The organism is Streptomyces pinistramenti, from assembly GCF_020564935.1.
In the GTDB taxonomy this organism is placed as follows: Bacteria; Actinomycetota; Actinomycetes; order Streptomycetales; family Streptomycetaceae; genus Streptomyces; species Streptomyces pinistramenti.
Genome location: NZ_JAJCXB010000057.1, coordinates 31195 through 41844, shown reverse-complemented (window position 1 = coordinate 41844; position 10650 = coordinate 31195). Strand labels below are relative to the sequence as shown.

Here is a 10650-nt window from a genome sequence, read left to right as displayed (position 1 = left end):
CCGGCCGTCGTCCAGAGCGGCCGGCACGCCACCCCGCGCGCATGCGTGCTCGCCTTCTGTGTCCATTTGACTGCGCGGCGTCGGCCTCTGGTGGCACTCTGCTGAACAGGAAACAACAGCAGTACGGACCCGGAGGTGCACGTCCCGTGGCGTCCCATGTCAACCCCACCGTCAGACGACGCCGGTTGGGCCAGGAGCTGCGCAGGCTCCGGGAGCTCAAGGGCCTGACGGCGGAAGAGGTGGCCGAGCGGCTGCTCGTCTCCCAGTCGAAGATCAGCCGGCTGGAGAACGGCCGTCGCAGTATCAGCCAGCGTGACGTCCGCGACCTGTGCGGCGTCTACGAGGTGGACGATCACCGCATAGTCGAATCGCTCATGCAGATGGCCAAGGACTCGCGTCAGCAGGGCTGGTGGCACGCGTTCGGCGACATCCCGTACAGCGTCTACATCGGTCTGGAGACCGAGGCGGCCTCGCTGCGGGTCTACGAGTCGCTGCTGGTTCCCGGTCTGCTGCAGACGCCCAATTACGCCGAGGCGGTCATCCCCGGCGCGGTTCCCGAGCTGGCGGCCGACCAGTTGGAGAAGCGCATCCAGGTGCGGCTGCGGCGCCAGGAGCGGGTCAACGACCGGGAGAAGCCGCTGCGGCTGTGGGTGGTGCTGGACGAGAGCGCGCTGCGGCGCGTGGTGGGCAGCCACCTGATCATGCGCGAACAGCTGGAGCATCTCGTCGAGGTGAGTCATCTGCCGCATGTGACGGTGCAGGTGCTGCCGTACGACACCGGGGCGCACGCCGGAATGTCGGGGACGTTCTCGATTCTCGAATTCGACGATGCCGCCGATTCGAGCGTGGTCTATATCGAGGGCGTCACGAGCGATCTGTATCTGGAGAAAACCAACGACGTCAACAAGTACACGATCATGTACGAGCATTTGCGGGCACAGGCGTTGAGCGCCGAACAGAGCCGGGAGTTCATCGCCGTCGCCGCCAAGCGGCACGCGGACGCCTCGAACTGACCGGGCACGACTGCGCGTTCGCGGTGGGCGCGCCAGGGCCGGAATCAGCGCTTCCGGTAGAAAGTTCCGCACGGTACACCTGGCCCGCCCCCCGCGAAAAGAGATCAAGGCACATACCGTTCGGACGGGTGAACTCTGCCTGCCGCAAGCGATGTTGGCGCGTAGCGTCAGCACTACCGAATCCGCGGCAACTCAGAGTGAGTCGGAGCAAACATGGATATGCAGCCTAATTCCGCATTCTCCTGGACGAAGTCCTCGTACTCAGGCGGCAACGGCGCCTGCGTCGAAATCGCCGTGCCGACCGCCGAAGCCATCGCGGTGCGTGACTCGAAGGACCCCGAAGGCGCCCGCCTCACGTTCGACAACTCCGCCTGGAGCACCTTCGTTTCGGACGTTGCCGGTGGCACGTTCGACCTGGCCTGACCCGGGCACCACCGCAGGACCGCAGTACCGCAGAATCGGGCCCTCTCGACTGGATCGCCGTCCCGGCCGAGGGGGCTCGCCCCTGTCCGCTCACCGCAGTTCGGACACATACCGGTCGGTGCCGGGGACGGTCGGGATGAAGGGCGCGACCAGCTCGACCCGCCCCCGCCCGGACGCGGCGACCTCCGCGCCCAGATCGGCGAAGCCGTCGTCCCAGACCTCCCGCGGATCCTGCTGGAGGAACCACAGCAGCGTCAGCCGGGTGTCGACACCCTCGACCTGCCGCACGTACGCCATCCGGTCGGCGGGCAGCGGCGTCGGCCGGAAGACGGTCACCATCGCCGCCGCCGACCCCGCGAGCCGCCGCGGCAGATGGCTTTCCCGCAGCCACGCCAGCAGCTCGGCCCGCCGCTCGGGCCCGTCCGTGTCGATCACTTCCAGGACCAGACCGGCGTACGGGTGGTCCAGCGCGTGGAAGTCGCGCGGGCCCGCCGCGCCGTCCCGGTAGACCGTCGCCTCGTGGTCCTGGAAGGCCGTGAAGACATGCGTACGGGCCTGGTGGACCCGGTCGTCGCGGTTCAGGCGGGTGTTGATGCCGACGGTCCAGCGCATGTGGTCGTCGTAGCGCCCCTCGGTGATCCAGTAGGTGGTCAGGTAGCAGCCGGCCGTGACGGGGCGGGCGACGGCCGAGTCCTGCGGGTGGCGCAGCAGTTGCAGGTCGCGGGTGGCGACCCAGCGGCGGCCAGCGAAGAGCCAGGGCATCGCCATCGCGCCGGCGATGTAGTGGTCGTCCTCGTACCAGCGGTTGTACGCGCGCTCCTGGCCCGGATGCGGTTCGACCATGGTGATCAGCGCATGGCCGGGGTGCACGCCGTAGGGGCCGACGGCGGCCAGTTCGCCGTAGGTCTCGCTGCGGGTGTCCCCGGCCGGGTCCGGTGCGGCGTTGCGGGGGTTTCCGTTTCCGGTCATGACGACAGGTGTAGCTGACGTGGCGTCAGAAAGGGAGGGTCGCGGGCGGTCACTCACCATGCGGGCGCTCCTGCGCGCGGCCGGCTCCGCGCTTAAGCTCCCTGTCGTCCGAAGCTGACGCGGGCTCACCGCGTAGGAGCGATTGGAGCCGCCATGACGGACCATCCCCTTGACCGGGCTTCCGCCCCCCTCCCCGGCCTGGCCGCGCGTGCGGTGCGGACCGGCAGTTCGCCCGTGCGCGACATCCTGGCACTCACCGCCCGCCCCGAGGTCATCTCGTTCGCCGGCGGGCTGCCCGCGCCCGAGCTGTTCGACGCCGCCGGGATAGCCGCCGCCTTCCAGCACGTACTGGAAGGGCAGCCGCAGCGCGCCTTGCAGTACTCGACGACCGAGGGCGACCCGGACCTGCGCGCGGCCGTCGCGGCACGCACCACCGCGCGCGGGCTGCCGACGGACGCCGGAGAGCTGCTGGTGACCACCGGTTCCCAGCAGGGGCTTTCGCTGCTGGCGACGGCCCTCCTGGAGCCGGGCGACGTGGTGCTCGTCGAGGATCCCTGCTACCTGGCCGCGCTCCAGATCTTCTCGCTCGCGGGCGCCCGGGTGGTGCCGGTGCCGACCGACGACGAGGGCCTGGATCCGGCCGCGCTGGACGGGATCGCCGCGCGCGAGAACCCCAAGCTGCTGTACCTCGTGCCGACCTTCCAGAACCCGACCGGCCGGACGCTGTCCGCCGGGCGCCGGGCCGCGGTCGCCTCCGTCGCGGCGCGGCGCGGGCTGTGGATCGTGGAGGACGATCCGTACAGCGAGCTGCGGTTCGAGGGCGAGCCGGTGCCGTGGGTCGCGTCCTTCCCTGGCGCCGAGGACCGTACCGCGCTGCTCGGTTCGTTCTCCAAGGTGATGGCGCCGGGCCTGCGCCTTGGCTGGCTGCGCGCGCCCGCCGCCCTGCGGTCCGCCTGTGTCGTCGCCAAGCAGGCGTCCGATCTGCACACCTCGACCGTCGACCAGGCGGCCGCCGCGCGGTACTTGGCGGCCGCGGATCTCGACGCCCATCTGGCGCGGGTGCGCGGCGCGTACCGGGAGCGGCGGGACGCGCTGGTCGGCGGTCTTGGCGCGGCGCTGCCCGCGGGCTCGCGCTGGAACCGTCCGGCGGGCGGGATGTTCGTGTGGGCGACGCTGCCCGGCGGATACGACGCGGGGGCGCTGCTGCCCGATGTGGTGCGGTACGACGTCGCGTACGTCCCGGGTGCGCCGTTCTTCGCGGGCCCGCCGGACCTCGCGGCCGTCCGGCTGTCGTTCGTGACGCACTCCCCCGACGAGATCCGTGAGGGCCTGGACCGGCTGGGCACGGCGCTGCGCGGCGCCCGCAGGGCGGGCTGAGGAGGTCGGGGGCGGTCCGGAGAACCGGGGCGCGGTCCGCCTGCCGCGTCCCGTAATGGCGCCGACCACGGGACCGGGCACGCCCCGTGGACTCCGCCCGCCCTCGGACGAAGAACCGACCGACCCGACCGGCCGCACCCCGCCCGACGCCGCCGCGGACGGCGGCACGCCCGGTCCGGGATACGGGCCGTGGGCCGCCGGCTGCGGGAGCATCTGCGGCACGCTCTGGTGGTGGGGGTGGTGACCGCCGTCGTCGGCGCGCTCGCCCCGCTCGTGCTTCCCCCGCTCTTCCAGGACCCGCCGCCCGCCTGCCCCGGGGCACCTGCGGTACAGCCCGTCCTGCGGGGCCGTGCGGGGCCGGCTCGTCAAGGGGGAGCCCGGCGCATGGTGACCGTCCAGGTGACCGGCGGCTCGTCCCGCGGCGCCTCCGTCGACTACGGCACCGAAAAGTTCACCGACGTGGCGACGGTCGGCACGACCTTCCGCGTCCGGTTCTGTGCGGTGCCGTCGACGCACCCGAACCGCCGCGGCAAGTGGGTCAGGTACTGCTACGAGGCGACGGAGCGCTCCGCCTGGGAATGATCCCGCGCCGGCTGTTTCTCTGGTCATTCCCGTTCCACGGACTTACTCTGACGCCCCATCAGGTACGGATCCGGCCGGGAGGCGCCCATGCTGCTGCGGGACAAGACCGTCGTCGTCTCGGGTGTCGGGACGGGGCTTGGCCACCAGGTGGCGGCGGCCTGCGTGCGGGACGGCGCGCGGGTGGTCATGGGGGCCCGTACGGAGGAGAACCTCGCGAAGTCGGCGTCGCGGATCGATCCTTCGGGCGCGCGGACGGCGTGGCGGGTGACGGACATCGGGGACGAGGCGCAGTGCGCGGCGCTGGCGGCGCTCGCCGTGGAGCGGTTCGGCGGCATCGACGCGGTGATCCATGTGGCGGCGCTGGACTCGCACTTCGGCGGGCTGCGGGACGCCGACTTCGAGACGTGGGGCCGGGTCGTGGACACCAACCTGTTCGGCACGCTGCGGATGACCCGTGCCTGCCTGCCCGGCCTCACGGCGCGCGGCGGCGGGGCGGTCGTGATGATCGGCACCCAGTCGTCGCTCGCCGCCCCCTCCCAGGTGCGGCAGACCGCTTACGCCGCGTCCAAGGGGGGTCTGGTCTCGGCCATGTACGCGCTGGCGCGGGAGCTGGGGCCGGACCGGATCCGGGTCAACACCGTGCAGCCTGGCTGGATGTGGGGCCCTCCGGTCGAGGCGTACGTCCGCTTCACCGCGGCGGCCGACGGGGTGCCGGAGTCCGAGGTGCTGGAGCGGCTCACGGAGCGGATGGCGCTGCCCGAACTCGCGACGGACGCGGATGTGGCGGACACCGCGGTCTTCCTGGCCTCCGACCGGGCGCGCGCCATCACCGGGCAGTCGCTGCTGGTCAACGCGGGCGAACTGATGCGGTAGCGGACGCCTGCGACGGCCGCTTCCCTCCCCCTCTCCCGTGCCCGCGCCCGCCCGGCGCAGGGATCCCGCTCCCGTACGGCGTACGCGTGGTGTGGGTGACTGCTGTGTGTTCGGGCCTGTGGCGCCCGGCGAAGTGTCCGCACATCGTGGGCGCGGCGTCCGGCACGGGACAACGGCCCGTGGAGTCAAGAGACGGCAAAATCGTTCGCTTTGCTGATCCTGGTTCATATCCATGACCACACGTCCTCTTGACCGGCCCGCGCGACGGACGGTTCAATCCCCGAAGTCCCCGCTCCCGCACGGGGATACCGCCCCACAGGACGTCACGGCGAAGTGATCCACGTTCACAAGGCGGACCCCTGGAGGGGGCATGAACAGTCTCGACTGGGCCGTGCTCATCGGCTACTTCGGCGTCATGGTCGCGATCGGCGTGTGGTCGCACAAGCGCGTCGAGGACGTCAGCGACTTCTTCACCGCCGGCGGCAGGATGCCGTGGTGGCTGTCCGGCATCTCCCACCACATGTCCGGCTACAGCGCGGTGATGTTCACCGGTTACGCCGGCATCTCCTACCAGTACGGCATCACCTCCTACGTCACCTGGTCCTTCCCCATCGCCATCGGTATCGCCATCGGCGCCCAGCTGTTCGCCGGGCGGCTCAACCGGCTGCGGTCGCGGCTGCACGTGGCCTCGCCGCTGGAATACCTCAAGAGCCGCTACAACCTGCCGACGCAGCAGGCGCTCGCCTGGTCAGGCGTGCTGCTGAAGATCGTGGACGTCGGCGCCAAGTGGGCGGCCATCGCCACCCTGTTGTCCGTGTTCACCGGCATGTCCCTCAACCAGGGCATCCTCATCACGGGTGTGATCACCGGCATCTACTGCACCGTCGGCGGCCTGTGGGCGGACGCGCTCACCGAACTGGGCCAGTTCGTCATCCAGTTGCTGGCCGGCGTCGCGATGCTGGTCACCGTCCTCGGCGAACTGGGCGGCTTCAGCTCGCTGTGGACCGTGTGGGACCGGCTGCCGGCCGGCCACACCGAGCCCACCGTCGGCCCGTACACGCTGACCTTCCTGCTCGCCTACCTCTTCATCAAGACCTTCGAGTACAGCGGCGGCATGTGGAACCAGGCCCAGCGCTACATGGCCACCCGCGACGCCCGGCAGGCCAAGCGCTCGGCGCGGCTCTCGGCGGCCCTGTGGTTCGTCTGGCCCGCCGTCCTCTTCTTCCCCATGTGGGTCGCCCCGCTGCTGGTCAGGGCCGAGCGGCCGGACGCTTCCGACGCGTACGCGCTGCTGACCGAACGGCTGCTGCCGCACGGCCTGCTGGGACTCGTCGTGGTCGGCTTCTTCTCGCACACGATGGCCATGTGCTCGTCCGACGCCAACGCCATCTCCGCGGTCTTCACCCGCGACATCGCGCCCGCCCTGCCCAGGATCGGCGAACGGGCCCGCAGGTGGTCGCACAAGGCCGGGCTGCTGGCCGCGCGGCTGTCGACGGTCGCGTTCCTGGCGCTGTCCATGGCCATAGCGACGCAGGTCAACTCGCCGACGTTCAAGGACATCATCACCGTCGTCATCAAATGGGTCGCCGGTCTCGTCGGGCCGATCTCCATTCCGTTCCTGCTGGGGATGTTGCGGTCCTGCCGCAAGTCCGGGCCGACGGCGGCGCTGGTCTCCTGGGCGGCCGGCCTCTTCGCCTTCTGGCTGACGAACTACGGGATGAGCGGCCTACAGCTCCAGATCCAGATCGTCTCGCCGGTCGCCACCTCGCTGGTCCTGTACCTCGTCATCGGCCTCCTCAAGCCCGAGGACACACCGGAGCGTGACGCGGTACTGGCCCGGATCAACTCCGGGGACGACGGGGACGGCGAGGGCGGCGCGGCGGCGCTGCCGGTTCCCGGGCAGGGCGCCGCGGGGGACGAGGGCGGGGTGCCGCGGTCCGTCTGACGGATGCGGGACCGGCGGGCCCGGACGGCTACGCGCGCGGGTAGCGGGCGAGCCAGCCGGGCGCCGAGCCGGCGGGGCCGTGCAGGGCGGGCCCCTGGGTCATCTCCAGGGCGAAGTCGTCGGCGAGCTGGAGGATCGTGTCGCGGCCCTCCAGCTCGACCAGCCACACCGGCGGCAGCGCCGTCTCGCCGTGCAGCGTGCCGAGGATGTTGCCGCAGATGGCGCCGGTCGAGTCGCTGTCGCCGCCGTGGTTGACGGCCAGCAGCAGCCCGTGCCGGATGTCCTCGGCGACCAGCGCGCAGTAGACGCCGATCGCCAGCGCCTCCTCGGCCGTCCAGCCCTCGCCCAGCGACTCCACCCTGGCCGGCGTCGGCATCCCCTGCCGTACGGCGCCGAGCGCCCGCTTGAGCGCGTCGGTGGTCTCCTCGTGGCCCGGTCGGGTGCCCAGGTGCACCAGGGCCTTCTGCACGGCGCTGTCGAGATCGTCGCCGCGGGCCAGCGCATGGCTGATCACCGCGAGGGCACCGGCCGCCAGATAGCCGGTGGGGTGGCCGTGGGTCTGCGCCGCGCACTCGACGGCGAGCTGGAAGACCAGCTGCGGCTCCCAGCCCACCAGCAGGCCGAACGGCGCGGAGCGCATCACGGCGCCGCAGCCCTTGGACTCGGGGTTCTTCGGCTTGTCGAGGGTGCCCATGACCTCGTCGCCGAGGCCGCTGAGGCAGGCCCGGCCCGGTGCCCGGCGCGCGTACAGCCACTCCTCGCGGGCCAGCCAGCCGTCCTCCTCCTTGCGCTCGTCCGGGCCCCAGTCGCGCTGGGTGGCCGCCCAGCGCAGATAGGCGCGGTGCACATCGGTGGGCGGATGCCAGGCGCCGGTGTCCCGGCGCACCTGGGCACGGATCAGGCCGTCGACGGTGAACAGGGTCATCTGGGTGTCGTCGGTGACCGCGCCGCGCCGCCCGAAGGCCGGGACGAAGTCCGTCACACCTTCCTCGCCGTGCGCCTCCCGGATGGCGTCCAGCGCGTCGAACTCGATTCCCGCGCCGAGCGCGTCGCCGATCGCGCCGCCGAGCAGACAGCCGCGTACCCGGCTGCGGAAGTCCTGCTGCTCGGAGCGGCCCCAGATGGCGGTATTGCCTGCCGCTGCGTTCACTGTGTCCCTCCCGAAGCCCCACATCGCCCGTCCGGGGCCGTACGGGCCCTCTGGCGCAGCACTGTAATCGACCGGGAATGATCGTCTCCGGGGCAGGAACATAATGCGAGCAGTCGCACATCAGGTGGCTTTTGACCGGGCAGATCACGATCGGTACGAGACGCCCGGCACCGCCCGACCACTCGCCGCACGCCTCCCGACGACCCGCCGCACCCGCAACGGGACCGCCGCCCCGGCACCCACAGGAGAGCCCCGATGACCATGCAGTGCGCCGTCCTCGACGACTACCAGGAAATCGCCGGATCCCTGGCCGACTGGTCCGCCCTGGACCACGCCGTGGACGTCCGTACGCTGCACACGCCCTTCCACTCCGAAGACGCGGTGGCCGCGGCCATCGGCGACTGCGAGATCGTGGTGGCGATGCGCGAACGCACCCCGTTCCCCGCCTCGCTGCTCGCCCGGCTCCCCCGGCTGCGGCTGCTGATCACCTCCGGGATGCGCAACGCCGCGATCGACCTGGACGCCGCGGCCCGGCACGGCATCACCGTCTGCGGCACGGCGAGCAGCAGCCGGCCGCCGGCCGAGCTGACCTGGGCGCTGCTGCTGGGCCTCGCCAGGAACGTCGTCACGGAGAGCGCCGCGATGCAGGCCGGCGGCCCCTGGCAGAGCACCGTCGGCGCCGATCTGCACGGCCGCACGCTCGGCCTGCTGGGGCTCGGCAAGATCGGCAGCCAGGTGGCGAAGGTCGGCCTGGCCTTCGGCATGGACGTCCTCGCCTGGAGTCAGCACCTGACCGCCGAACGGGCCGCGGACGTGGGGGTGCGCGCCACCGCCACCAAGGAGGAACTCCTGGAGAGCAGTGACTTCGTCTCCGTCCACCTGGTCCTGGGCGAGCGCACCCGCGGGCTGCTGGGCGCCGCCGAACTCCACCGGATGCGGCGCACCGCCTACCTCGTCAACACCTCACGGGCGGCCATCGTCGACCGGTCGGCGCTGCTGCGGGCGCTGCGCGAGAACTGGATCGCCGGCGCGGGCCTCGACGTCTTCGAGCAGGAGCCGCTGCCCGCCGACGACCCGCTGCGCACCCTCCCCAACGTCCTGGCGCTGCCCCACATCGGCTACGTCACCCGGCGCAACTACGAGGGGTATTTCCAGCAGGCCGTCGAGGACATCCAGGCGTTCCTCGCGGGCGCTCCCGTGCGCCTGCTGCGCTGAGCGGCGCCCGGCCGCGCCCCCGCTCGCAGGCGTCCGTACCCGGCCGCCCGCCGTCTTCGGTGCGCGACGATGCCGGGGGCGCGGGCTGGGCATGCTCTTGCCATGTCCGAGTACGAGTGGGACCGCACCACGAGGGCCGTCGTCGCCTCCGCGCTCGCCGGAGACAGCGACGGCGCGGTGGAACTTCTCCGTCCGCTGCCGCAGCGCGATGTCTGCCACATCGCGGTCCGGCTGGCCGCCATGGCGGCCGACGCGCTGATCAGCGCGGCCCAGGACACCGGCGGCGACCGCGCCGATGCCCTGTCGCAGTGGCAGCGGTCCATCCTCCGGCACGAGGCGGAGCACGACGGCGGCCAGGGACCGGACGCCCCCTAGAAGCAAGGCCACTTACGCAGAGCTCGTCACACGGTCTTGTTGAGGTGTCCTGATCGGCCGGGCCACGGCCGGTGAACGCGGCCGGCCTCGCGCGTGCGGGGAAGGCTTCCTCACAGCACGAAGGCGGCTCCCCTGGCCCCGAGGGGCGGAGGAGCCGCCGTTCGCAGTTCGTCTCCACGGTCCGGCCCTCTGCTGCGCGCGCCCAGCAGAGGAAGCCGGATGGGGCGGCGTCAGCGGAGGGCGCTCGGCGTCACCTGTCTCCCGGGCTCAGGAGTAGTAGATGACCATGCTGCCGGGGCCGTCAGCCTCGCAGTGGTCGATGGTGACGTGGTGCCCCACCGCCCTGTCCAGCTCCTGCTGGGTCTGGTCGGTGTGGCAGTCCGACTGGTAGTTGCCCTGCGTTTCCATGGTCTGGAGGTCGGCGGCCTGCGCGGCTCCGGCGGCGATGCCGGACAGGGCCAGGAGGCCGGCGGCGACGACTGCAGTGCGCTTGAACTTGCGCATGTCTTCTCTCCTTTTGTGCATGTGCGTTGCGTACACGCTCGACGGCGTGTGGATCCACCCTCCGGGAGCGTGGTGGCAGTAACCGCACCACTGGCCCGGCCCCGCGGCCGGTCGGGGATGCCGGCCGGGGTGGACACTGTGTGTACCGAGGGTTCCCTCGGACGCGTGGCGGCCCATCACAGCGGATCCCTCTCATTCAAGAGAGCAAGCTCTCTTGTTACAGG

At 71.6% G+C, this 10650-nt stretch carries 11 protein-coding genes; 8 read left to right on the top strand and 3 right to left on the bottom strand.

What is annotated here, in order from left to right; genetic code table 11:
• Positions 1 to 146 precede the first annotated feature (146 nt).
• Complete coding sequence (locus LIU39_RS28635; protein WP_227049826.1) at positions 147 to 1013, top strand: helix-turn-helix domain-containing protein; 867 nt, start codon at positions 147 to 149, stop codon at positions 1011 to 1013.
• Between the two features lie 213 nt (positions 1014 to 1226).
• Positions 1227 to 1436, top strand: a complete 210-nt coding sequence (locus tag LIU39_RS28630) for a DUF397 domain-containing protein (RefSeq protein WP_227049825.1) — start codon at positions 1227 to 1229, stop codon at positions 1434 to 1436.
• Between the two features lie 90 nt (positions 1437 to 1526).
• On the opposite strand, the gene LIU39_RS28625 is transcribed toward LIU39_RS28630, so the two are convergent.
• The gene (locus tag LIU39_RS28625) at positions 1527 to 2405 is read right to left on the bottom strand and encodes a hypothetical protein (protein WP_227049824.1); all 879 of its coding nucleotides are present in this window, start codon (positions 2403 to 2405) and stop codon (positions 1527 to 1529) included.
• A gap of 153 nt (positions 2406 to 2558) precedes the next feature.
• Here LIU39_RS28625 and LIU39_RS28620 point away from each other — a divergent pair, with 153 nt between their 5' ends.
• From LIU39_RS28620 to LIU39_RS28605, 4 genes are all read left to right on the top strand, one after another.
• Positions 2559 to 3782 carry an aminotransferase-like domain-containing protein gene (locus LIU39_RS28620; RefSeq protein ID WP_227049823.1) on the top strand — a complete coding sequence of 408 codons (1224 nt, stop codon included), beginning with the start codon at positions 2559 to 2561 and terminating at the stop codon, positions 3780 to 3782.
• A 189-nt stretch (positions 3783 to 3971) separates the two neighbouring features.
• On the top strand, positions 3972 to 4364 hold the full coding sequence (locus LIU39_RS28615; protein ID WP_227049822.1) for a hypothetical protein: 393 nt from the start codon (positions 3972 to 3974) through the stop codon (positions 4362 to 4364).
• Positions 4365 to 4451: 87 nt separating this feature from the next.
• Positions 4452 to 5237 (top strand): SDR family oxidoreductase, encoded by a 786-nt coding sequence (locus tag LIU39_RS28610; RefSeq protein WP_227049821.1) that lies wholly within the window; start codon positions 4452 to 4454, stop codon positions 5235 to 5237.
• A gap of 370 nt (positions 5238 to 5607) precedes the next feature.
• The gene (locus tag LIU39_RS28605; protein WP_227049820.1) at positions 5608 to 7182 is read left to right on the top strand and encodes a sodium:solute symporter family protein; all 1575 of its coding nucleotides are present in this window, start codon (positions 5608 to 5610) and stop codon (positions 7180 to 7182) included.
• Between the two features lie 28 nt (positions 7183 to 7210).
• Here LIU39_RS28605 and LIU39_RS28600 read toward each other — a convergent pair whose 3' ends face one another.
• Positions 7211 to 8356 carry an ADP-ribosylglycohydrolase family protein gene (locus tag LIU39_RS28600; RefSeq protein ID WP_227049819.1) on the bottom strand — a complete coding sequence of 382 codons (1146 nt, stop codon included), beginning with the start codon at positions 8354 to 8356 and terminating at the stop codon, positions 7211 to 7213.
• A gap of 231 nt (positions 8357 to 8587) precedes the next feature.
• Between LIU39_RS28600 and LIU39_RS28595 the strand changes: the two genes are divergently transcribed.
• On the top strand, positions 8588 to 9547 hold the full coding sequence (locus tag LIU39_RS28595; RefSeq protein WP_227049818.1) for a D-2-hydroxyacid dehydrogenase family protein: 960 nt from the start codon (positions 8588 to 8590) through the stop codon (positions 9545 to 9547).
• A gap of 102 nt (positions 9548 to 9649) precedes the next feature.
• The gene (locus LIU39_RS28590; RefSeq protein ID WP_227049817.1) at positions 9650 to 9922 is read left to right on the top strand and encodes a hypothetical protein; all 273 of its coding nucleotides are present in this window, start codon (positions 9650 to 9652) and stop codon (positions 9920 to 9922) included.
• A gap of 267 nt (positions 9923 to 10189) precedes the next feature.
• On the opposite strand, the gene LIU39_RS28585 is transcribed toward LIU39_RS28590, so the two are convergent.
• Positions 10190 to 10426: a hypothetical protein gene (locus LIU39_RS28585; RefSeq protein WP_227049816.1), complete on the bottom strand. Its 237-nt coding sequence runs from the start codon at positions 10424 to 10426 to the stop codon at positions 10190 to 10192.
• Positions 10427 to 10650 lie beyond the last annotated feature (224 nt).

Bases quoted from the DNA above. Each gene is read 5' to 3' on its own strand.
- LIU39_RS28630 (WP_227049825.1), top strand. From the start codon at position 1,227: ATGGATATGCAGCCTAATTCCGCATTCTCCTGGACGAAGTCCTCGTAC.
- LIU39_RS28625 (WP_227049824.1), bottom strand. From the start codon at position 2,405: ATGACCGGAAACGGAAACCCCCGCAACGCCGCACCGGACCCGGCCGGG.
- LIU39_RS28620 (WP_227049823.1), top strand. From the start codon at position 2,559: ATGACGGACCATCCCCTTGACCGGGCTTCCGCCCCCCTCCCCGGCCTG.
- LIU39_RS28610 (WP_227049821.1), top strand. From the start codon at position 4,452: ATGCTGCTGCGGGACAAGACCGTCGTCGTCTCGGGTGTCGGGACGGGG.
- LIU39_RS28605 (WP_227049820.1), top strand. From the start codon at position 5,608: ATGAACAGTCTCGACTGGGCCGTGCTCATCGGCTACTTCGGCGTCATG.
- LIU39_RS28600 (WP_227049819.1), bottom strand. From the start codon at position 8,356: ATGTGGGGCTTCGGGAGGGACACAGTGAACGCAGCGGCAGGCAATACC.
- LIU39_RS28595 (WP_227049818.1), top strand. From the start codon at position 8,588: ATGACCATGCAGTGCGCCGTCCTCGACGACTACCAGGAAATCGCCGGA.
- LIU39_RS28590 (WP_227049817.1), top strand. From the start codon at position 9,650: ATGTCCGAGTACGAGTGGGACCGCACCACGAGGGCCGTCGTCGCCTCC.
- LIU39_RS28585 (WP_227049816.1), bottom strand. From the start codon at position 10,426: ATGCGCAAGTTCAAGCGCACTGCAGTCGTCGCCGCCGGCCTCCTGGCC.